Source organism: Variovorax sp. ISS6 (assembly GCF_056523145.1).
Genome location: NZ_JAWRZC010000001.1, coordinates 6,196,137 through 6,217,921 on the forward strand (window position 1 = coordinate 6,196,137; position 21,785 = coordinate 6,217,921).

Below are 21,785 nucleotides of genomic sequence, written 5' to 3' on the forward strand. Positions count from 1 at the left end.
GTATGCGGGGCCCGGTATGCGACGTACGGGGAAACCCTGGATTCCGGGGCAATTCTCGTGCCATGGGGGCGCGGGCGCCATGGCCGCGCCGAAAAAACGGGCCTGGCGCCCGCTCAGCCGCCGGTGCCGTGCACCAGCCGTTCGAACACGTCCTGCGACCCCATCTGCCCGCCCTTGAGCATGATCTCGACCCCGTCGAGCCCCGGCGCCTCGCTGTGCAGCCGGCACAGCGCGGTGCCGGGCGCGAGCTGCGCGAGATAGGACAGCCCCCAGGCGTCGAGCGCGCCCACGGCGAGGCTGGAGGTGTCGCCGCCGGCCACGCCCACGCGCGACAGCGGCACGGCCGCGAGCACGCGCGCCAGCAGTTCGCCGCCGGCCTCGGCCAGCGCGCGCGCGGGCACGCGGGTATGGCCGGCGCGCGCCGCCTCGGTGGCGGTGCAGGCCAGCACATGGGCGCCGGTCGAGAGCCGGTCGGCCAGCTCGCGCGCGGACTGCGCCAGGTGATCGGAATGGGGGTCGACCAGCCGCGCCGCGTCGAGCCAGACGGTCTCGAAGGACCGCGCGGCCGCCACCTGCCGCGCCGTGACCGGCGAGAGGCTGCCGGCCAGCACGAACACCGGGCCGCGCGCGGGCACCACGGCGGCCGGCGCCGCGGGCGCATCCGCCAGCCGCGGCGCGAAGGCCTGCACCACGCTGCTCGGGCCGACGGCCAGCAGTGGCGCTTCGGCGGTGGCGAGCGGCCACAGCGCCGCGCCGATGGCCTCGAGGTCCTCGGGCCGCGCGACATCGAACAGCACGGCCTCGGGCTGCTCGCCCAGCACGGCGGCCAGCGCCTCGCCCGTGGCCGCATGCCGTGGGTATGGCAGCAGCGCGGTCTCGCCCAGGCCCTGCGCCTGTAGATGCAGCCGCAGGTCCGACTCGCGCATCGGCGTGACCGGATGGCGGCTCATGGTCGGGTGGCGGTCGATGCGGTGCACCGTGCCGCCGCTGCCGGCCGCGGCGAACAGGTGGCCGAACAGGCAGTAGCGCTCGAGGTTCGGCTGGCCGCCGACGATCGCGGTCCAGGGCTGGCCGGCGGCGGGGCGCAGCGCCTCGATGGCGACGGCGATGTTGCCGACGCCGGGCGCGCTGTCGAAGGTGGAGCAGGTCTTGTAGTGCAGAACGCGCGCGCCGAGCCCGGCCATCAGCCGCGCGACCGGCGCGAGTTCCGCGCGCATCTCGTCCGGCGCCATCGAGCGCGCCGCGCCCGCGATGCCGAGGCAGTCGAGCGCGCCGGCGCGCGCGAGCAGCGCCTCGTCGGGCACGCGCAAAAACAGCAAGGCGCGCAGCCCGGCACGCGCCGCGGTGGCGAGCGTGTCGGTGGCGCCGGTGAAGTCGTCGCCGTAGTAGGCGAGCGGCACGGACGTGCCCGCTGCCGCGCTCATTTGGCGCCGAAGAAGGCCAGCGCCTGCGCCAGCTCCGGCGCTTCGCGCGCGGCGTCGGCCACCGGCACGCCCGCGCGCGCCGCGGCCCAGGCCTGGCGGATGCTCGCCACGCCCGCGGCCGCGCCGCCCGGATGGGCCAGGATGCCGCCGCCCGACATGAACAGCAGGTCGTCGCTGCCGACCGCGGCCCAGGTCGGCGCCACGGTGCCAGCCCACTGGCCCGAGGAGAAGGCGGGCATCACGCGGTCGTCGACGGCGCCCTCGCCCGCCACCAGCGGCGCCAGGCAATCGCGCGCCGACTCGATCACTTCCTCGTCGGGCTGCGAGAACTTGCCCTGCAGCCCGTGCACGTGCATGTGGTCGACGCCGGCCAGCCGCCACAGCGCCTGGTAGGCCTGGAACGAGATGCCCAGCAGCGGATGGCGCGACAGCGCGCCGTAGCCGTTGCGGTGGCCGTGCAGCGCCAGAGGCGTGTGGCGCCGCAGGGTCTGGATGCCCGAATGGCCGCACCAGTTGAGGCTGGCCATCACGCAGCTGCCGCCCTCGCGCTCGACCAGGTCGGCATGGCGCTTCATGGCGTCGGTCTCGTCGGTGATGTTGAAGGCCACCATCACCTGCTTGCCGGTGCGCTGCGCATGATCGCGCACCACCGCCATCACGGCCGGCACGCGCTCGGCCAGCGGCGCATGCAGCGGATCGGCCGAGACCTCGTCGTCCTTGATGAAGTCCACGCCGGCGGCGCACAGCCGCGCCACCAGCTCGGCGGTCTGCGCGGCCGAGAAGCCGACGTTGGGCTTGATGATGGTGCCCACCAGCGCGCCCGTGGCCACGCCGGTGGCGCGGCGGGTGCCGGCCACGCCGTGGCTCGGCCGCTCGAACTGCGCGCGGTAGGCCGCGGGCAGCTGCAGCGATTCGAGCCGCAGCCCCGTGACCTCGCCGAGGTCGTAGAGGTTGCCCGCGACCGTGGCCGCCAGCGTCGGCAGGTTGGCGCCGATGTTGGCGACGGGAAAGGAGATGTCGACCAGCGCGCGCCGCCACGGCCCGCGCCGGCCCTGGCGCTCGAGCAGCGCATTGGGCAGGCTGGGCGCCGCGGCCGGCTCGAGCTCGTCGATGGCCTCGACGGTGGCGCGCGCCCGCGCGCGCAGGTCGTCGGTCTCGCCCTCGACGCGCGTGAAGGTGCCGCACGACTGCTCGCCCGCCATCACCTCGGCCACCGCGGCCGGCTCGAGCGGCGTCTCGATGCGGTAGCGCGCGCGGATGCGCTGTTCTGCCTGCGCCATCGTCATCAGAGCTTCGACAGGTCGGGGAAGGGCCGCACCGGCTCGCTGCCGTCCCAGCCTTCGGAGGCCGCGCGAATCAGGTCGAACATCTTCCCCTTCGGCCCGGCCACTTCCGACAGCTCGATCACGGTGCCCGGGTGGTATTCGGTGTCGAAGTAGATGAAGCGGCCGCGCTCGCCCACCTCGCCGCTCATCACCGGCTTGAAGCCCTGCGCCGTGAGGCGCGCGAGGTCGGCGTCGTAGTCGGCGGTCCAGTAGGCCACGTGCTGCAGGCCGGTGCGGCCCGCGCGCAGGAAGTCGCGGTACATCGAGGGCACGTCGTTGCGGGTCTGGATCAGCTCGACCTGCACATAGCCCGAGTTGGCCAGCGCCACCGAGTTGTGCGGCTCGTGCGCTTCGCCGTTGTAGCGGTAGTTGCGGATCGGCACCTTGGGGTTGTAGAACCAGGGACCGACGCCGAGCTCGCGGCTCCAGTAGTCCATGGCGGCCTCGATGTCGGGCACCACATAGCCCAGTTGGCGGATCTCGCCGAGGAATCGACTCATTTTCTTGCGCGCTCCGTTGTGCGTGTTGTTGTCAGACTTTGAGAAAACCGGTGGAGAACCACGGGATCGCGGCGACCAGCACCAGCCCCGCGAGCAGCGCGGCCATGTAGCCCCAGATGTGGCGGATGCCCTCGTCGGGATCGACCTTGCTGACGGCGCAGGCGCCGTAGTAGCCGACGCCGAAGGGCGGCGCGAACAGGCCGATGCCCATCGCGAAGATCACGACCATGGCGTAGTGCACCTCGTGCACGCCGGCCGCCTTGGCGATCGGGAACAAGAGCGGCCCGAACAGCACGATGGCCGGGATGCCCTCGAGCACGCTGCCCAGCACGATGAAGGCCACGATCGAGACCGCGAGGAAGCCGTAGGCACCGCCCGGGATGCCGGCCATGAGCTTCGCGAGGTCCTGCGAGAAGCCCGACTGCGTGAGCCCCCAGGCCATGGCGGTGGCGCAGCCGACGATGAAGATGATGGCGCCCGAGAGCGAGGCGGTCTCGACCAGCATCGGGCGCAGCCGGCGCCAGTCGAACTGGCGGTAGATGAGCAGGCCGACCAGCGCCGAATAGACGATGCCGATGGTCGAGACCTCGGTGGCCGTGGCCACGCCCTCGACCACCGCGGCGCGGATCACGAAGGGCAGCAGCACCGCGGGCAGCGCCACCAGCAGCAGCTTGCCGATCTCGCGCGCGCCGTGGCGCTTCACCCGGCTCAGGTCCTCGCGGCGGTAGCGCCACCAGACCACCACGCAGAGCATGGCGCCGAGCACCACCGCGGGCATCAGGCCGCCGGTGAACAGCGCCGCGATCGAGATGCCGGTGACCGAGCCGATGGTGATCAGCACGATCGAGGGCGGGATGGTCTCGGTCTGCGCGCCGGTGGCCGACAGCAGCGCCACCAGGTCGCCGGGCTTGGCGCCGCGCTGGGTCATCTCGGGGAACAGCACCGGCGCGATGGCCGCCATGTCGGCGATCTTCGAGCCCGAGATGCCCGAGATCAGGTACATGGCGCCGATCAGCACGTACGACAGGCCGCCGCGCACATGGCCCAGCAGGCTCGCGAGGAACTGGATCATGGCGCGCGCCATGCCGGTCATCTCGATCAGCGCGCCGAGGAAGATGAACAGCGGCACCGCCAGCAGGATCAGGTGCGACATGCCCTCGTCGAGCCGCCCCACCATCACCAGCATCGGCGTGCGCGTGGTCAGCGCCAGGTAGCCGAAGGTGGCGAGCGCGAACGAGAAGGCGATCGGCACGCCGGCGAACACGGTGAAGGCCACCACGCCGACGAAGAAGATCAGCAGGTTGAGCTTGCCCAGCGGCGCCAGCACCGGCCCCGCGAGCCAGAAGGCGGCCACCAGCGCCACGGTGCCGAGCGCGGCCACGGCGATCTGCCGCAAGGTGCACACGCGCAGCAGGCGCAGCAGCGCCACCACCCCCATCAGCGCGATGCCCGCGGGGATGGCCGAAGCGCGCCAGGCGTTGCTGATCTCGAGCGCGGGCGTGACGACGAAGGACTCCTCGTGCGCGTAGTCGATGGCCGGCCAGGCCACCAGCGCGAGGAAGGCCACCGAGGCCGTGATGGCGAAGGTATCGAACAGCGCGCGCGTGTCGGGCCGCAGCCGCGCCACGAAGGCCGTCATGCGCATGTGCTCGCCGCGGCGCAGCGCCACCACGGCGCCGAGCATCGACAGCCACAGGAACAGGATCGAGGCCAGTTCGTCGGACCACACCAGCGGCGCATGGAAGGCATAGCGCGCCGTGACGCCCGCGAACAGCACCACGATCTCGGCCAGCACCAGCAGCGCGGCCAGCGATTCCACCGTGCCGCCGAGCCAGCGGTCGAGGCGGCCGGCCAGCGGCGCCAGCGCGTTCGGATGGGCCACGGCGGCGCCACCAGGGGCGAGCGCGTCGGCGGGAAGCACGTGCGAGGACATGGGTGACGCTCAGGCCAGCTTGCCCACGGCCTCTTCGAGCAGCGCCCAGGCCTCGGGGCCGAAGCGGCCCTTCCACTCGCCGTAGAAGCCCGAGTCGCGCAGCTTGGCGCGGAAGCTGTCGGCCGCCGGGCGGTTGATGGTCAGGCCCTTGGCCTGCAGGTCGCCCACCACCGACTCGTTGAGCTTGCGGATGTCCTCGCGCTGCTGCAGGCCGGCCTCGTTGACGGCGCGCGCGACGACGGTCTTCAGGTCGGCGGGCAGCGCGTCCCAGGCGCGGCCGTTGGCGATGAACCAGTAGCCGTCCCAGATGTGGTTGGTGAGCGAGCAGAACTTCTGCACCTCGAACAGCTTGGCGACCTGGATGATCGGCAGCGGGTTCTCCTGCGCGTCGACGATCTTCGTCTGCAGCGCCGAGTAGACCTCGCTGAACTGCAGGCTCGCGGGCGCGGCGCCCAGGCCCTTGAACATCGAGATCGACAGCGGGCTCACGGGCACGCGGATCTTCAGGCCGTCCATGTCCTTGGCGGTGGCGACCGCGGCCTTGCTGCTGGTGGTCTGGCGGAAGCCGTTGTCCCACATCTTCTCGAAGGCGTAGAGGCGCGACTTGGCGATCGCGCCGCGCACATGGGCGCCGAGCTTGCCGTCCATCGCGGCCCAGACCTGCTTGTAGTCGGCGAAGGCGAAGCCCACCGCATTGATCGCGGCCACCGGCACCAGGGTGGCGATCACCAGCGCCGAGGGCGTGAAGAACTCGATGCCGCCCGAGCGCACCTGGGCCAGCATGTCGGTGTCGCCGCCGAGCTGGTTGTTCGGGAAGATCTTGATCTCGACCCGGCCGTTGGTCTCCTTGGCGATGCGGTCGGCCGCCTCCTGCGCGCGGATGTTCAGCGGATGGCTCAGCGGCAGGTTGTTGCCGTACTTGTACGAGAACTCCGCCGCGCGGGCCGTGCGCGGCAGGGCCGAGAACACGCCGGCGGCCGGAACGGCCGCGATGGCGGGAAGGGCGGACAGGGTGCGAATCGCGCTGCGGCGGGTGACCGGTGCCATGCTGTGTCTCCGTTGTGTGGATGATGCGAATTGATGCATCATTGATTGAATTTCCTCGAAGATATAGGCCTCACCCTGTACCGTCAAACCACGGTTTGATGGTTTTTGATGTATGCGGGTTAACCCTTCAAACCAATCCTCCGAATCGGCCGACGGCACCGCGGCACGCGCCACCGTGGCCGACATCGCGCGCGCCGCGCAGGTCTCGACCGCCACCGTCGACCGCGTGCTCAACAAGCGCCCCGGCGTGCGCGACGCCACCGTGCAGCGCGTGCTCAAGGCCGCCGCCGAGCTCGGCTACCTGCCCGAGCGCGACCTCTACGCGGCGCTGGCGCCGCGGCCGCTGCGGCTGGTGTTCCTGCTGCCCAGCGGCACCAACCGCTTCATCCGCATGCTCGGCGACATGGTCGGCTACGCGCAGGAGCACTGGGCGCCGTTCAACGTGGTGTGCCGCACCGAGCTCACCGAGAGCTTCAACCCCGAGGCGCTGGCCGCCGCGCTGCTGCGCCTGGGCGGGCGCTGCGACGGCATCGCGATGATGGCGCTCGAGCATCCGGCCGTGCGCGAGGCCGTGGCCGCGCTGGCCGCGCGCGGCGTGCCGGTGGTGACGCTGATCTCGGACCTCGCGAACTCGCAGCGCGCGGCCTACATCGGGCTGGACAACCGCGCCGCCGGCCGCACCGCGGGCTACCTCATCGGCCGCTTCATCGGAGCGCGCGCCGCCAAGGTCGCGCTGATCGCGGGCAGCCTGCGCTACAGCGCGCACCAGGAGCGCGAGGCCGGCTTCCTGCAGGTGATCGACGAGATGTTCGAGCCGCTGCAGGTGGTGGGCCTGCGCGAGGGCCAGGACGATGCCGACAAGAACTACCGCCAGACCCGCGCGCTGCTCGAGCAGCATCCCGAGCTCGCGGGCATCTACAACATCGGCGGCGCCTCCGACGGCGTGGCGCGCGCGCTCAAGGAAGCGCAGCGCGACCAGAAGGTGGCCTTCATCGGCCACGGCCTCACGCCCGACACGCGCGCGCTGCTGATCGACGGCAGCATGGACGCGGTGATCACGCAGAGCCCGCATGCGACCCTGATGAGCTGCGTGCGCATCTTCACCAACCTGCGCGAGGGGCGCGACGTGCTCAGCGGGGTGGAGACGACGCGCAGCGTGGTGATCTTCAGGGAAAACCTGCCTTGAGGCGCGGGGGTATTCGCGGCTGATGGAAACTAGCATCGATGCCGCAAACCCCGACCCCACGCCCCTGCTACGCGATCAAGACCGAGGTCGCCGACCCGCGCGCCACGCGCTTCGAATTCGCGGCCCAGAAGACCATGTACGGCGGCAAGCAGATCGCGCCCGGCGACACGGTGTTCGTGTTCGCGAGCGAGAACGCGGGCGGCGCCGGCCTGGTCGCGATGGGCATCGTGACCGCGGCCGAGGCGCTGCCGCTGCTGCCCGACCTCGAGCGCCAGACGCCGCGCGTGAGCATCGCGGTACGGCGCACCGCGCTTGCCAAGGCCCCCCGCTCGGGCGGCGCGAGCTCAAGCCCCATGCCGACTGGAACGACGGCCGGCCCGAGACCGAGCTCAACTTCAAGTTCTACCGCCAGGCCACCGACAAGATCGTCGGCCTCTCCGACGCCGCGGCGGACTACCTGCGCGCGTTCTTTCGCTGAGCCGGCTCAGCGCTCGGCACGGCCCGCGCGCTCGGCGAACAGCTCCGCGATCACCTGCCGCAGCCAGCGGTTCGCGGGGTCTGCCTCGAAGCGCTTGCTCCAGTGCAGCGACACCGTGAAGTCGCGCAGCGGAAAGGCCGGCTCGACGATCGCGTAGCCGCCCTCCTGCGCGAAGCCGCGCGCGATGTTGCGCGGCATCACCACCGCGAGGTCGGTGGCGCGCACGATCGCCGGCAGCACCATGAAGTGCTCGGTGGTCAGGCGCACGCGGTCCTCGAGGTTCAGCAGCTGCAGGATGCGCAGGGTCTCGGCATGGGTGCGCACCGCCACGTACTCGAGCGTCTGCAGCGCCTCGATCAGCGCCTGGCTGGTGCGCCGGCCGCGCGCGAACGGGTGGCCCTTGCGCAGCAGCACGATGTAGCGGTCCTTCAGCAGGTGCAGGCGCTGCGTGTCGCGCACCTTGGGCAGGAAGCCGAAGGCGAAGTCGACGCGGCCGCTGTCGAGCGCGGGCGCGATCTCGCCGGGCGCGAGCGGCAGCGTCTCCATGCGCACGCCGGGCGCGAGCTCGCCGAGCCGCGCCATCAGCGCGGGCAGGAAGCGGCCCTCGCCGATGTCGCTCATGTGAATACGAAAGACCTTGCGCGAAGCCTGCGGCTCGAAGCGCGCGGGCTCGTGCAGCGCCTCCTCGAGCAGTGCGAGCGCGGCCTGCACGGCCGCGGCGAGGCGCTCGGCGCGCGGCGTGGGCGCCACGCCGCCGGGGGCGCGCGTGAACAGCGCATCTTTCAGCAGCAGCCGCAGCCGGCCCAGGCCGTGGCTGGCCGCGGGCTGGGTCAGGCCCAGCGACTCGGCGGCACGGCTCACGCTGCGCGCGCGGTAGACGGCATCGAAGAGGCGCAGCAGGTTGAGGTCTATGGTTTCAATATGCATGCCGTTCATATTGCTTAGCTCGCTTATTTTATTGAAGCCGGGCCGCAAGCTCCGCACACTGGCGCCCGGCGTGAATTCGCCGCCCCCGACGAAAGCGCCACCACGACGAGAAGGAGACACGACATGGCCAGACTGCGCCCGCATTCGATGTCAGCGGTGCTCGCGACCCTTGCAACCTCCCTGCTCCTCGCGGCCGGCGCCGCCTGGGCCCAGCAGCCGCCCACCGAGGAACCCGGCTGGGCCAAGGGCCGGCCCAAGAACGACGCGGCCACGCGGCTGGCGCCCGTGCCTTCCTTTCCGATCCCCACTGCGGCCGACCAGTTGCCCACCGCAAAGTTCAAGCTGCCGCCGGGCTTCAAGGTCGAGACCTGGGCCTCGGGCGTGCTCGATGCGCGCTCGCTGCGCCAGGGCGCCAAGGGCACGGTGTTCGTGAGCACGCTGTTCGTCGGCAACAAGGTCTATGCGATTGCCGAGAAGGGCGACCGCAAGCCGAAGACCATCGTCGACAAGACCGAGTTCGCCACCGGCATCGAATTCCACAAGGGCGCGCTCTACCTCGCGACGCACAAGCAGATCCAGCGCTACGACGGCATCGAGGACAAGCTCGACAACCCCGGCCAGCCGGTGGTGCTCTACGACAAGCTGCCCGGCGGCCAGGACCACAGCTGGCGCTACCTGCGCATCCGCGACGAGAAGCTCTACTACGCGGTCGGCGCGCCCTGCAACCTCTGCGAGCCCGACGATGCGCATGCGCGCATCTTCCGCATGAACCTCGACGGCAGCGGCATCGAGACCATCGCGCGCGGCGTGCGCAACACGGTGGGCTTCGACTTCGATCCGAAGACCGGCAACCTCTGGTTCACCGACAACGGGCGCGACTGGCTCTCCGAGGACCTGCCCAACGACGAGCTCAACGTGGTGACCAAGGCCGACCAGCACTTCGGCTATCCGTACTGCCACCAGGGCAACATCCTCGATTCGGAATTCGGCTGGGGCAAGAGCTGCGCCGACTACGTCAAGCCCGCCGCGCTGCTGGGCCCGCACGCGGCGGCGCTGGGCATGACCTTCTATCAAGGAAAGATGTTCCCGGCGAAGTACCGCGGCGCGATGTTCATTGCGCGCCACGGCCCCTGGAACCGCACCACCAAGTACGCCGACATCGCGGTGGCCTGGCCCGACGGCAAGGGCGGCGCGAAGGTCGAGCCCTTCATGACCGGCTTCGTCGAGAACAACACCTACCTGGGCCGGCCGGTGGACTTCCTGGTGCTCAAGGACGGCTCGATGCTGGTGAGCGACGACCACGCGGGTGCGATCTACCGCATCAGCTACGGCGGCAAGTGAGGCGCGCCGGATGACGAGGCACACGGCGATGGCGGCGACGGTGGCGATGCTGTGGGCGCTGGCCCTGCCCGCGTTCGCGCAGGCGACCAGGGGCGCGCAGCCCAAGGCCGCGCCGGCGGCGGCATCGGGCGCCAAGGTCTATGCCGAGCGCTACGCCGCGCTGTGCGCCGCCTGCCACGGTGCCGGCGGCCGCAGCGAGATGCAGGGCGTGCCCTCGCTCGCGGGCCAGCATTCGTTCTACGCGATCACGCAGCTGTTCCTGTTCCGCGAGGGCCGGCGCGCCAACGAGGCCATGACCGCGGTCGCCAAGACGATGAAGGACGAGGACCTGCGCGGCTTCTCCGACTTCATCGCGACGCTGCCCGCGCTGGCGCCGGCCGCCGCCGCACCGCCCGACGCGGTGCGCCTGGCGCGCGGCCAGGCGCTCGCGCAGGAGAACCGCTGCGTGATCTGCCACGGCGCCGACCTGAGCGGCGGCCAGCAGGTGCCGCGCATCGCGCACCAGCGCGAGGAATACCTCGCGCTCACGCTGCAGGAGTTCCGCACCGGCAAGCGCCCGGGCTACACGCAGGCGATGGGCGAGGCCGTGGGCCGCATGGCGCCCGAAGACCTCGACACCCTCGCCTACTACGTGGCGCGTTTTCCCACCGCGCCGCCCAAGCCCGGCGGCAAGTAGCACCGCCTCCAGCAACGATCAACGCCGGCCCGCACCCGGTGCGGGGACGCCTGCGTCCGCGCATTCCTTCATCCACCCACGCATCAACCCATCGGAGCCGATTCTTTTGGAAGTCTCATTCAGCAAGGAAGTCGAGGCGCTGCGCCTCGGCGAGGGCGACACCTTTCACGGCGAGGGCATCCTCGCGATCACCAAGGGCCTGCTGCAGTCGGGCGTGGCCTATGTCGGCGGCTACCAGGGCGCGCCGGTCTCGCACCTGCTCGACGTGATGGTGCAGGCCAAGGGCTACATGGACGAGCTCGGCGTGCACGTGGAGGCCTGCTCGAACGAGGCCTCGGCCGCGGCCATGCTCGGCGCCTCGATCCACTATCCGCTGCGCGGCGCCGTGACCTGGAAGTCCATCGTCGGCACCAACGTGGCGGCCGACGCGCTGTCGAATCTGTCCTCGCCCGGAGTGACCGGCGGCGTGCTGATCGTGGTCGGCGAGGACTACGGCGAAGGCGCCAGCGTGATCCAGGAGCGCACCCATGCCTATGCGCTCAAGTCGAGCATGTGCCTGCTCGACCCGCGGCCCGACCTGGCCGTGATGGTGCGCATGGTCGAGCAGGGCTTCCAGCTCTCGGAGACCTCGAACATGCCCTGCCTGATGGAGCTGCGCATCCGCACCTGCCACGTGCGCGGCAGCTTCGCGTGCAAGGACAACCTCGCGCCCGCCGTGTCGACGCGCGCGCTCATGACCGACCCCGCGGGCTTCGACTACATGCGGCTCGCGCATCCGCCCGTGACCTTCCGCCACGAGAAGCTCAAGGGCGACGAGCGCATTCCGGCCGCGCGCCGCCACATCGTGGCCCAGGGCCTCAACGAGCTGATGCCGGGCGGGCGCCATGCCGAGCTCGGCATCGTGGTGCAGGGCGGCCTGTACAACGCGCTGATCCGCGGCCTGCAGCAGCAGGGGCTGGCCGATGCCTTCGGCGAGAGCGAGATCCCGATCCTGGTGCTCAACGTCACCTATCCGCTGGTGCCCGAGCAGCTGGCCGACTTCTGCCTCGGCAAACGCGCGGTGCTGGTGGTGGAGGAAGGCCAGCCCGAGTACATCGAGCAGGACATCGCCACGCTGCTGCGCCGCCGCGACATCCAGACGCCGCTGCACGGCAAGGACCTGCTGCCCTCGGCCGGCGAGTATGGCGTGGAAGTGCTCTCGGGCGGGCTCGCCGCCTTCGTCGCGAAGTACGTCGGCGAGGGCGAGACGGCCGCATCGGCGCTGTCGGCCCAGGCATGGCTGGCCGGCAACCGCGAGCGCCGCGAGGCGGTGGCGCGCCGGCTCGACGTGCCGCTGCCGAACCGGCCGCCGAGCTTCTGCGTGGGCTGTCCCGAGCGGCCGGTGTTCTCGGCCCTCAAGCTCGCGCAGCAGACCACGGGCCCGGTGCACATCGCGGCCGACATCGGCTGCCATGCCTTCGGCACCTTCGAACCGTTCTCGATGGGCCACTCGATCCTCGGCTACGGCATGAGCCTCGCGAGCCGCGCGGGCGTGTCGCCGATGATGAACCGGCGCACGCTGTCGATCATGGGCGACGGCGGCTTCTGGCACAACGGCCTCTTGACCGGCGTGCAGAGCGCGCTGTTCAACGGCGACGACGCGGTGCTGCTGATCTTCAAGAACGGCTACACCTCGGCCACCGGCACGCAGGACATCATCTCCACGCCCGACGACGAGGCGAAGGAGCGCGCGGTCGACAAGCAGCAGAGCCTGGTCGACAAGAACCAGACCATCGAATCGACCTTGAAGGGCCTGGGCGTGCAATGGATGCGCACCGTGACCACCTACGACGTGGAGCGCATGCGCCGCACCCTGACCGAGGCGCTGACCAGCGACTTCGACGGCCTCAAGGTGGTGATCGCCGAGGGCGAATGCCAGCTCGAGCGGCAGCGCCGCATCAAGCCCTGGATCGCGGGCCTGCTGCAGCGCGGCGAACGCGTGGTGCGCGTGAAGTACGGCGTGGACGAGGACGTGTGCAACGGCGACCATGCCTGCATCCGGCTCTCGGGCTGCCCCACGCTCACGCTGAAGGACAACCCCGATCCGCTCAAGCTCGACCCGGTGGCGACCGTGATCGACGGCTGCGTGGGCTGCGGCCTGTGCGGCGCCAACGCGCACGCCGCCACGCTGTGCCCGAGCTTCTACCGCGCCGAGGTGGTGCAGAACCCGAAGTGGCACGAGCGGCTGCTGCATGGCCTGCGCGGCGCGGTGGTGCGCGCGCTGCGCCCGGCTTGAGGAGGAACAGACGATGGAACGACATTCCTCCCCGGCATCCACGCAGCGCCCGATCACGCTGCTCGTCTGCGCCCTCGGCGGCGAAGGCGGCGGCGTGCTCACCGAATGGCTGGTGGAGACCGCGCGCCACGCGGGCTTCGCGGCGCAGAGCACCTCGATCCCCGGCGTGGCGCAGCGCACCGGCGCCACCACCTACTACATCGAGGTGTTCCCGGTGCCACTCGAGCAACTCGGCGGGCGCCGGCCCGTCTTCAGCCTGAGCCCGGTGCCGGGCGCGCTCGATGCGATCGTGTCGTCGGAGCTGCTCGAGACCACGCGCCAGATCGGCAACGGCATGAGCGCGCCGCCGCGCACGCTGGTCATCAGCTCGTCGGCGCGCGTGCTCACCACCGCCGAGCGCATGGTGCCCGGCGACGGACGCGCCGATGCGCAGCGGCTGATCGACGTGGTCAAGGCCTTCAGCCGCGAGCACCACGTGCTCGACATGGGCGCGATGGCGCGCGAGGCCGGCACCGTGGTCAGCGCCGTGATGCTCGGCGCAATCGCGGGCAGCGGGCTGTTCCCGTTCGATCGCGCGGCCTACGAGCACGCGGTGCGCGGCGGCGTCGCGCACGACAAGGTCGGCAAGGCGGCCGCGGCCAGCCTGCGCGGCTTCGCGGCCGCCTTCGAGGCCGTGAGCGCGCCGCGCGCGCAGGCCGCCTTCGTGCGTGGCGTGCTGGCCGAGGAAGGCCGCGATGCTCCGCCGCCCGCGCGTGCGCTGCCCGCCGAGCTGGCGCAGCGCTTTCCGCCGGCCGTGCACGACCTGCTGGCGCTCGGCCATGCGCGCGTGCTCGACTACCAGGACGAGGCCTACGCCGCGCTCTATGCGCAACGGCTGGCGCGCGTGCTCGATGCCGAGCGCGCGGCCGACCCGGCCGGCGCACGCGGCTTCGCGATCGTGCGCGAGACCGCGCGCTGGCTCGCGCTGTGGATGGCCTTCGACGACATCGTGCGCGTGGCCGCGCTCAAGGGCCGCGCCAGCCGCGCGCAACGCGTGCGCCGGGAAGTGCGCGCGGGCGAGGCCGACATCGTGAAGGTCTACGACCACTTCAAGCCCGGCGCGGCCGAGTTCGCGGCGCTGCTGCCGCCCACGCTCGCGCGCCGCGTGACGGCCTGGGACCGCGCGCGCCAGGCGCGCGGCCGCGAGCCCTGGGCGCTGCCGCTGCAGGTGGGCAGCCATGCCGTCTGGGGCATGGCCTCGCTGCGCCTGCTGGCCTCGCTGCGCTGGCTGCGCCGCCGCGGCAGCCGCTTCGCGGAGGAACAGGCGCTGATCGAGCGCTGGCTCGCGGCCGTGGAAGCCGGCGCGCGCGAGAACTGGGTGCTGGGCCGCGAGCTCGCGCTGTGCGGCCGGCTCATCAAGGGCTACGGCAGCACCAACGAGCGCGGCAAGCACACGCTGCTGCACCTGGTCGGCGAACTTGCGGGCCGCACGGCGATGCCCGCGCCGGCACGCGCCGAGGCCATCGGCGCCGCGCGCGAGGCCGCGCTGGCCGACGAAGGCGGCAAGGCGCTCGATGCCGCGCTCGCGCAGCACGGCGCGGCGCCACGGCCGGTGCAGGCGCAGCCCATCCGCTGGATGAAGCGGCCGCCGGCCGCCACGCCCTCGCGCCCCGCCTGAGCCTCATCGCATCCCCAAGAAGAAACCGGAGACACACCATGACCCTCGACGCTTTCCCCTGGCGACGCCGGCTGCTGCTGGCGGCCGCTCTCGCCTCTCTTGCTTGTGCCTCGGCGCAGGCCAACACCGCCACCGCCTGGCCCGCCAAGCCGGTCAAGGTGATCGTCAACTTCCCGCCCGGCGGCGCGGCCGACCAGATCGCGCGCGCCGTCGCGCAGCCGCTGCAGGAGGCGCTCAGGCAGCCGGTGGTGATCGAGAACCGCGGCGGCGCCAACGGCAACGTCGGCGGCGAGGCCGTGGCGCGCGCGCCGGCCGACGGCTACACGCTGCTGATGAGTTCGGGCGGCATGGTGTCGGTGAACCCGCACCTCTATGCGCGCATGAGCTTCGACCCGGCAAAGGACCTGGTGCCGGTGGCGGCCGCGGCGCGGGTGCTGGTGTTCCTGGTCGCCAAGCCCTCGCTGCCGCCGGCCAACGTGCGCGACTTCATCGCCTATGCCAAGGCCAACCCGGGCAAGCTCTCGTATGCCTCGCCGGGCAGCGGCAGCTCGCCGCACCTCGCGGGCGAGATGTTCAAGAGCCAGGCCGGCCTGTTCGCGCTGCACGTGCCCTACCGCGGCGCCGCGCCCGCGCTGCAGGACCTGCTGGCGGGCCAGGTCGACTACGCCTTCGATCCCGGCATCGGCCTGCAGCAGGTGCGCGCGGGCAAGCTGCGCCTGCTGGCCGTGGGCAGCCCGCAGCGCTCGCCGCTGTTCCCCGACGTGCCCACGCTCGACGAGGCCGGCCTGCGCGGCTTCGACGCCGACACCGTGTTCGGCTTCTACGCGCCGGCCGGCACGCCGCCCGAGGTGGTGGCGCAGCTCAATGCGCAGATCAACCGCGCGCTCGCATTGCCGGCCGTGAAGGAACGCATCGCCTCGCTGGGCGGCGAGGCCGTGCCCGGCACGCCGGCCGAGTTCCAGCAGCGCGCCGCGGCTGATTCGCAGCGCTTCGGCGCGCTGATCCGCGAACGCCGCATCGCGGCGGACTGAACACGCGAGGAGCCCAACCAGACCTCGAGACCTTGCCCGATCCCCTTGCTCACTGAATCCACAACACGCAGAACGAAAGAGAGACAAGCCATGCAGACTTCCTTCCATCGCCGCCCCGGCGCCCTCGCGCTCACGCTGGCACTCGCGGCCTCGGCCATGGTCCCCGCGCTCGCGCAGGACAAGCCGGTGCAGATCAAGCTGTCGAGCTGGGTGCCCGCGCAGCATCCGCTGAACCCGGCCCTGCAGGCCTGGGCCGACGACATCAAGAAGGCCTCGAACGGCTCGATCACCGCGATCCTTTTCCCGTCGGAGCAACTGGGCAAGGCCTTCGACCACTACGACATGGCGCGCGACGGCATCGCCGACTTCTCGTACGTGAACCCCGGCTACCAGCCGGGCCGCTTCCCGGTGATGGCCGGTGCCTCGCTGCCCTTCCTGTTCGCCAACGGCAAGGAGGGCTCGGCCGCCATCGACGACTGGTACCGCGCCTATGCCGCCAAGGAGATGAAGGACGTGAAGTACTGCTTCGCCTTCGTGCACGACCCCGGCACCTTCCATTCGCGCAAGAAGATCGTGCTGCCCGCCGACGTGAAGGGCATGAAGGTGCGGCCCGCGACCAGCACCGTGGGCCAGCTCATCACCTCGCTGGGCGGCACCAACGTGCAGGCCTCGGCGCCGGAGTCGCGCGACATGCTCGAGCGTGGCGTGGCCGATGCCATCACCTTCCCCTGGGGATCGATCGGCCTGTTCGGCATCGACAAGGTGGTCAAGTACCACATGGACGTGCCGCTGTACGTCACGCCCTTCGTCTGGGTCATGAACAAGGGCAAGTACGACGCGATGTCGGCCGGCCAGAAGAAGGTGATCGACGACCACTGCACCAGCGAATGGGCGCAGAAGGTGGCCGCGCCCTGGGCCGACTTCGAGTTCGCGGGCCGCGGCAAGATCGCCGCGCAATCGGGCCACGAGGTCTACAAGCTCACGGCCGAGCAGCTCGAGGCCTGGCGCAAGGCGGCCGCGCCGTCGGAGGCGCAGTGGTCCGACAGCGTGAAGAAGACGGGCGAGGATCCGAAGGCCGTGATGGACGCGCTGAAGGCGAGCCTGGCGAAGCACAAGTCGGCGCTGTGACGTCCATGAGCACGCGTCCGGCCAGTGCCATGGACCGCGTGATCAACACGATCGAATGGCTGGCCGCCATCTTCGTGGGGATCGTCGCGCTCAACATCTTCGTGGCCGTGGTGCTGCGCAAGTTCTTCGACACCTCGATCCCCGACGCCTACGACTTCGGCCGCATGCTGCTCGGGATCCTGATCTTCTGGGGCATCGCGGCCACCAGCTACCGCGGCGGCCACATCACGGTCGACCTGGTCTGGACCGCGGCAGGCCCGCGCATGCGCCGCGCGATCGACATCTTCGCCACGCTGGTGCTGCTGCTGGTGGTGGCGGTGCAGACCGCGATGCTGTTCGACAAGGTGCGGCTCACCTACACCGACAACGTGCTGACCTACGACATGAACATCCCCACCTGGCCGTTCTATGCCGTGGCCTGGGCCGGCGACGTGTCGGCCGTGATCCTGATCGCGGTGCGCACCTGGCGGCTGATCTTCCATCCCGAGCTGCTGCACGACGAGCACGTCGAAGAGAAGGTGAGCGAATGAGCACCGATGCAGTCGCCCTGCTGGGCTTCGTCGCCCTGTTCGTGCTGATGCTGCTGCGCGTGCCCGTGGGCATGGCGATGGGGCTGGTCGGCGTCACCGGCTACAGCTACCTCGTGGGCCCCGGCCCCGCGCTCAAGCTGGTGGGCCAGACCTCGATGCGCACCGTGACCGACTACACCTTCGGCGTGATCCCCATGTTCATGCTGATGGGCGCGCTGGTCTCGGTGTCGGGCGTGAGCCGCGAGCTGTTCCGCGCCGCCAACTCGATGATCGGCCACCTGCGCGGCGGCCTCGGCGTGGCCACGGTGGTGGCCTGCGGCGGCTTCGCCGCGATCTGCGGCTCCTCGGTCGCCACGGCCGCCACCTTCTCGTCGGTGGCCTATCCCGAGATGCGGCGCTTCGGCTACCCGCAGTCCTTCGCCACCGGCGTGATCGCCGCGGGCGGCACGCTGGGCGCGATGCTGCCGCCGTCGACCGTGCTCGCGGTCTACGCCATCCTCACGCAGCAGGACATCGGCAAGCTGTTCATGGCCGGCATCGTGCCGGGCCTGCTTGCGATGCTGATGTACGTGCTGACCATCGTGGTCATCGTGCGCGTGAAGCCCGGCTGGCTGCCGCGCGGCGAGGCGCGGGCGTGGAGCGAGCGCGCGGCCGAGCTCAAGAACGTGTGGGCGCCGATCGTGCTGTTCCTGTTCGTGATCGGCGGGCTGTACGGCGGCTTCTTCACGCCCACCGAGGCCGGCGGCGTGGGCGCGAGCGGTGCCTTCATCCTCGGCGTGCTGCGCGGCCGGCTCGACCGCGCGAAGATCCGCGAGGCCCTGCTGTCGGCCACGCGCACGGCGGCGGCGGTGTTCACCGTGCTGATCGGCGCGCTCTTGTTCGGCTACTTCCTCACCATCACGCAGAGCCCGCAGAAGCTCACCGAGTTCCTCACCGGCCTGGGCGTGGGCCGCTACGGCGTGCTCGCGCTGATCATGGTGATGTACCTGGTGCTCGGCTGCCTGATGGACGCGATGGCGATGATCATCCTCACGGTGCCGATCATCTATCCGGTGATCGTGCACCTGGGCTTCGACCCGATCTGGTTCGGCATCATCATCGTGATGACGGTGGAGCTCGGGCTGATCCATCCGCCCGTGGGCATGAACGTGTTCGTCATCAAGAGCGTGGTGAAGGACGTGAGCTTCACCACCATCTTCAAGGGCGTGCTGCCCTTCGTGGCGACCGACATCCTGCGGCTGGTGATCCTGATCGCGTTCCCGGCGATCGCGCTGTGGCTGCCCGGGCGCATGGGATGAAGGCAGCAAGCAGAATCGAACACATGAGCAACAAGGAAATCGTCTACACCGTCCGCGTCGAATTCGGCGACTGCGACCCCGCCGGCATCGTCTGGTTCCCGAACTTCTTCCGCTGGATCGACGCGGCCTCGCGCCACTTCTTCCACCAGTGCGGCGTGCCGCGCTGGGAGGAGACCACGAAGACGCTCGGCGTGATCGGCACGCCGCTGGTCGACACCCACACGCGCTTCGTCAAGACCGCGAGCTACGGCGACACGCTCGAGATCGCGGTGCGCATCGCCGAGTGGCGCGAGAAGAGCTTCGTGCAGGCCTACCGCGTGACGCGCGGCGCCGACCTCATCCTCGAATGCGAGGAGGTGCGCATCTTCGGCGGCAAGCGCGAGGACGGCAGCCTGCGCGCGCTGCCGGTGCCGCCGTCGATCCGCGCGCTCTGCGAATAGGGCGGCGCCGGGGCCGCGAGGGGCGGCGGGCGGCTTTCATCGCGGTGTCATGGCGCTCGCGCAGATTCGTGCGCGCCCCGCCATCGACCCCACACGCGAAAAGAAATCCCCCATGGAAAGACGTTCCTTCCTGCGCCGCGGCCTGTTCTACACGGTCGCCGCCGCCACCCCTCCCGTGCTGAGCGCCTGCGGCGGCGGAGGCAGCGACGGGATCGTGTTCCCGATCGTGCCGCCGCCCGCTCCCGCGCCGGCACCGCCGCCACCCGCGCCCGAACCCGCGGGCCGCTATGCCTTCGGGCAGGGCGTGGCCTCGGGCGACCCGAAGGACACGAGCATCGTCTTCTGGACCCGCTGCGTGCGCACCGGCACCGCCGCCGACAGCGCGGCCATCGCGCTGCGGCTCGAGGTGTCGGACACCTCGGGCTTCGGCAACCTGGTGGCGAAGGTCGCGCTCGAGGCCTCGGACCGCTTCGACCGCACCGTGCGCGCCAAGGTCACGGGCCTCTCGCCCGACACGCGCTACTTCTTCCGCTTCGTCGCGGGCAGCGACGTCAGCGCCACCGGCCGCACGCGCACCGCGCCGGCCGCCGACAGCCAGCGCCAGCAGCTGCGCTTCGCCTGGTTCACCTGCCAGGACTGGCTGATCAACCACTGGGGCGCGCTCGACCTGCTCGCGGCCGAGGACGACCTCGACTTCACGGTGCACGTGGGCGACTACGTCTACGAGACCGTGGGCGCGAAGTTCCAGGCCGGCGTGGCCGAGCCCGCGCACCAGGCGATCCAGCTGCCCAACGGCGTGGCGCTGGCCGACGGCAGCGTCTACGCCAACACGGTCGACGACTACCGCACGCTCTACCGCACCTACCGCGGCGACGCGCGGCTGCAGGCGGTGCATGCGAAGTTCCCGCTGATCGCGATCTGGGACGACCACGAGTTCTCGGACGACTGCTGGCAGGACCACCAGACCTACACCAACGCCAACACCCAGCAGACCGCGCGCCGCCGCGGCGCGAGCCAGGCCTGGGCCGAGTACATGCCGGTGGACTTCGGCGATGTCTCCTTCGACATGGCAAACCCGGCCTACGACAACATCAAGATCTACCGCGACTTCCGCTTCGGCCCGCTGCTGCACCTGGTGATGACCGACGAGCGGCTGTACCGCGACGACCACGTGATCTCCGAGGCGCTGGTCGCGCAGCAGACGGGCGGCGATCCGGTCAATGGCAACAGCTCGATCGGCTCGCGCTACTTCGCGCCGCAGACGACGCTGCTGGCGCTGGAGGCTCAGCGCACGCAGCAGCTCGGCCGGGCGCCGAGCATCCTCGGCCCGACGCAGACCGACTGGTGGAAGACCACGCTGAAGAACTCGAACGCCACCTGGAAGGTCTGGGGCAACGAGGTCTCGCTGAGCCGCATGTGGGTGGACCTGACGCAGATGGCGCCGCCGCCCTACAACCAGCGCTACGTCGTCAACTGCGACGCCTGGGACGGCTATCCGAGCCACAAGGCCGACCTGATGGGCTACCTGAAGGCACAGAACATCCGCAACGTGGTGGCGATCACGGGCGACCTGCATGCCTTCCAGTGCGGCCTGATCCGCGACCTGCCCGATCCCGCGGCCGGCACGCCGGTGCTGGTCGACTTCGTCTGCGCGGGCGTCAGCAGTTCCTCGTTCTACAGCTACATCAAGGCCGGTTCGCAGGGCACGCCGCTCACGGCGCTGACCGCCACGCCCGCGGCCTTCGAGCAGGTCATGCGCGGCAACAACCCCGACCTGCTGTTCTCCGACCACGACGCGCAGGGCTACGCGAGCGCGACGGTCACGGCGCAGGCCTTCACCGTGGTCTTCAACAAGGTCAAGCCGCTCGACGCGGGCAAGGCGCCCGCGAGCCCGCTGCTCAAGCGCACGCGGATCCGCGTGAATGCCGGCAGCACGACGCCGGTGATCGAGGACAACGTCTGAGACGGACGGGCTGCGGATACGGACAGCCGAACGCAGAAGGAAGACCAAAGCGCGCAGAGGTCGCAGAAGGAACAACCGATCTCCAGATGTCCTTCTGCGACTTCTGCGAGACCTTCGCGCCTTCTGCGTTCGGCTGCCCGCCTTTCCTGCGACCTCAGGATCTCGTGACCGTCAGCTTCGCGAGCAGGCCGTCGACGCCGCGCTCGATCAGGTCGAAGGCCTCGACGAAGGCCTGCCGGTCGCCGTACCAGGGATCGGGCACGTCGCCCGAGAGCCCGTCGGCGAAGTCGGTCAGCAGATGGATCTTGTGCGCCGTGCCCGCGGGCGCGAGGCGGCGCAAGGCCGCGCAGTGCTGGCCGGTCATGCCGACGATGGTGTCGAAGCGCTCGAAGTCCGAGGCCCGCACCTGCCGCGCGCGATGCGCGGGCATCTCGATGCCCCGCCGCCGCGCCTCGGCCACCGAGCGCGGGTCGGGCGGATTGCCGCGCTCCTCATCGGAGATCGCGGCGCTGTCGACCTCGAGCGCGAGCTGCGCGGCGCGGGCCTTGTGGGCGAGCAGGGCGTGGGCGGTGGGGGAACGGCAGATGTTGCCGGTGCACACGAACAAGATGGCGGTTTTCTTCAAC

The 21,785-nt window shown here is 70.8% G+C and carries 18 protein-coding genes and 1 pseudogene; 12 read left to right on the plus strand and 7 right to left on the minus strand.

Annotation, left to right across the window (positions count from 1 at the left end):
- Window positions 1–113: 113 nt before the first annotated feature.
- From AC1HIL_RS28550 to AC1HIL_RS28570, 5 genes are read right to left on the minus strand one after another with little or no spacing between them, the layout of a single operon-like run.
- Window positions 114–1,424 (minus strand): four-carbon acid sugar kinase family protein, encoded by a 1,311-nt coding sequence (locus tag AC1HIL_RS28550; protein ID WP_479670582.1) that lies wholly within the window; start codon window positions 1,422–1,424, stop codon window positions 114–116.
- Window positions 1,421–2,704, minus strand: a complete 1,284-nt coding sequence (locus AC1HIL_RS28555) for a ribulose-bisphosphate carboxylase large subunit family protein (protein ID WP_479670583.1) — start codon at window positions 2,702–2,704, stop codon at window positions 1,421–1,423. Before AC1HIL_RS28555 ends, AC1HIL_RS28550 begins: the two co-directional genes overlap by 4 nt.
- A gap of 5 nt (window positions 2,705–2,709) precedes the next feature.
- On the minus strand, window positions 2,710–3,249 hold the full coding sequence (locus AC1HIL_RS28560) for a VOC family protein (RefSeq protein ID WP_057592011.1): 540 nt from the start codon (window positions 3,247–3,249) through the stop codon (window positions 2,710–2,712).
- A 31-nt stretch (window positions 3,250–3,280) separates the two neighbouring features.
- Window positions 3,281–5,182, minus strand: a complete 1,902-nt coding sequence (locus tag AC1HIL_RS28565; RefSeq protein WP_093340452.1) for a TRAP transporter large permease — start codon at window positions 5,180–5,182, stop codon at window positions 3,281–3,283.
- Between the two features lie 9 nt (window positions 5,183–5,191).
- Complete coding sequence (locus tag AC1HIL_RS28570) at window positions 5,192–6,229, minus strand: TRAP transporter substrate-binding protein (RefSeq protein WP_479670584.1); 1,038 nt, start codon at window positions 6,227–6,229, stop codon at window positions 5,192–5,194.
- 112 nt (window positions 6,230–6,341) lie between these two features.
- Between AC1HIL_RS28570 and AC1HIL_RS28575 the strand changes: the two genes are divergently transcribed.
- Together AC1HIL_RS28575 and AC1HIL_RS28580 are read left to right on the plus strand one after the other, a co-directional pair.
- Entirely contained in the window at window positions 6,342–7,415 is a 1,074-nt protein-coding gene (locus AC1HIL_RS28575) for a LacI family DNA-binding transcriptional regulator (protein ID WP_479670585.1), read from the plus strand.
- Between the two features lie 38 nt (window positions 7,416–7,453).
- Window positions 7,454–7,893, plus strand: a pseudogene (locus AC1HIL_RS28580) (hypothetical protein).
- Window positions 7,894–7,899: 6 nt separating this feature from the next.
- Here AC1HIL_RS28580 and AC1HIL_RS28585 read toward each other — a convergent pair.
- Complete coding sequence (locus AC1HIL_RS28585) at window positions 7,900–8,829, minus strand: LysR family transcriptional regulator (protein WP_093340459.1); 930 nt, start codon at window positions 8,827–8,829, stop codon at window positions 7,900–7,902.
- A gap of 114 nt (window positions 8,830–8,943) precedes the next feature.
- Here AC1HIL_RS28585 and AC1HIL_RS28590 point away from each other — a divergent pair, with 114 nt between their 5' ends.
- The 10 genes from AC1HIL_RS28590 to AC1HIL_RS28635 all read left to right on the plus strand — a co-directional run bounded on the left by AC1HIL_RS28590 (window position 8,944) and on the right by AC1HIL_RS28635 (window position 21,159).
- On the plus strand, window positions 8,944–10,161 hold the full coding sequence (locus AC1HIL_RS28590; protein ID WP_296725189.1) for a PQQ-dependent sugar dehydrogenase: 1,218 nt from the start codon (window positions 8,944–8,946) through the stop codon (window positions 10,159–10,161).
- A gap of 10 nt (window positions 10,162–10,171) precedes the next feature.
- Window positions 10,172–10,837 (plus strand): c-type cytochrome, encoded by a 666-nt coding sequence (locus tag AC1HIL_RS28595; RefSeq protein ID WP_479670586.1) that lies wholly within the window; start codon window positions 10,172–10,174, stop codon window positions 10,835–10,837.
- 106 nt (window positions 10,838–10,943) lie between these two features.
- A complete protein-coding gene (locus AC1HIL_RS28600; RefSeq protein WP_479670587.1) occupies window positions 10,944–13,112 on the plus strand; it encodes a thiamine pyrophosphate-dependent enzyme in 2,169 nt (722 codons plus the stop codon).
- Window positions 13,113–13,125: 13 nt separating this feature from the next.
- A complete protein-coding gene (locus AC1HIL_RS28605; RefSeq protein ID WP_479670588.1) occupies window positions 13,126–14,769 on the plus strand; it encodes an indolepyruvate oxidoreductase subunit beta family protein in 1,644 nt (547 codons plus the stop codon).
- Between the two features lie 38 nt (window positions 14,770–14,807).
- Window positions 14,808–15,800 (plus strand): Bug family tripartite tricarboxylate transporter substrate binding protein, encoded by a 993-nt coding sequence (locus AC1HIL_RS28610; RefSeq protein WP_261210801.1) that lies wholly within the window; start codon window positions 14,808–14,810, stop codon window positions 15,798–15,800.
- Between the two features lie 90 nt (window positions 15,801–15,890).
- On the plus strand, window positions 15,891–16,928 hold the full coding sequence (locus AC1HIL_RS28615; RefSeq protein ID WP_296725175.1) for a TRAP transporter substrate-binding protein: 1,038 nt from the start codon (window positions 15,891–15,893) through the stop codon (window positions 16,926–16,928).
- Window positions 16,929–16,933: 5 nt separating this feature from the next.
- Entirely contained in the window at window positions 16,934–17,458 is a 525-nt protein-coding gene (locus tag AC1HIL_RS28620; RefSeq protein WP_261210800.1) for a TRAP transporter small permease, read from the plus strand.
- The gene (locus AC1HIL_RS28625) at window positions 17,455–18,756 is read left to right on the plus strand and encodes a TRAP transporter large permease (RefSeq protein ID WP_057592022.1); all 1,302 of its coding nucleotides are present in this window, start codon (window positions 17,455–17,457) and stop codon (window positions 18,754–18,756) included. Before AC1HIL_RS28620 ends, AC1HIL_RS28625 begins: the two co-directional genes overlap by 4 nt.
- 23 nt (window positions 18,757–18,779) lie before the next feature.
- A complete protein-coding gene (locus AC1HIL_RS28630) occupies window positions 18,780–19,196 on the plus strand; it encodes an acyl-CoA thioesterase (RefSeq protein ID WP_479670589.1) in 417 nt (138 codons plus the stop codon).
- Between the two features lie 112 nt (window positions 19,197–19,308).
- Window positions 19,309–21,159: an alkaline phosphatase D family protein gene (locus AC1HIL_RS28635; protein ID WP_261210799.1), complete on the plus strand. Its 1,851-nt coding sequence runs from the start codon at window positions 19,309–19,311 to the stop codon at window positions 21,157–21,159.
- Window positions 21,160–21,313: 154 nt separating this feature from the next.
- Here the strand turns inward: AC1HIL_RS28635 and AC1HIL_RS28640 are convergent, their stop codons facing one another.
- Window positions 21,314–21,784: a low molecular weight protein-tyrosine-phosphatase gene (locus AC1HIL_RS28640; protein ID WP_422096161.1), complete on the minus strand. Its 471-nt coding sequence runs from the start codon at window positions 21,782–21,784 to the stop codon at window positions 21,314–21,316.
- Window position 21,785: the final 1 nt, after the last annotated feature.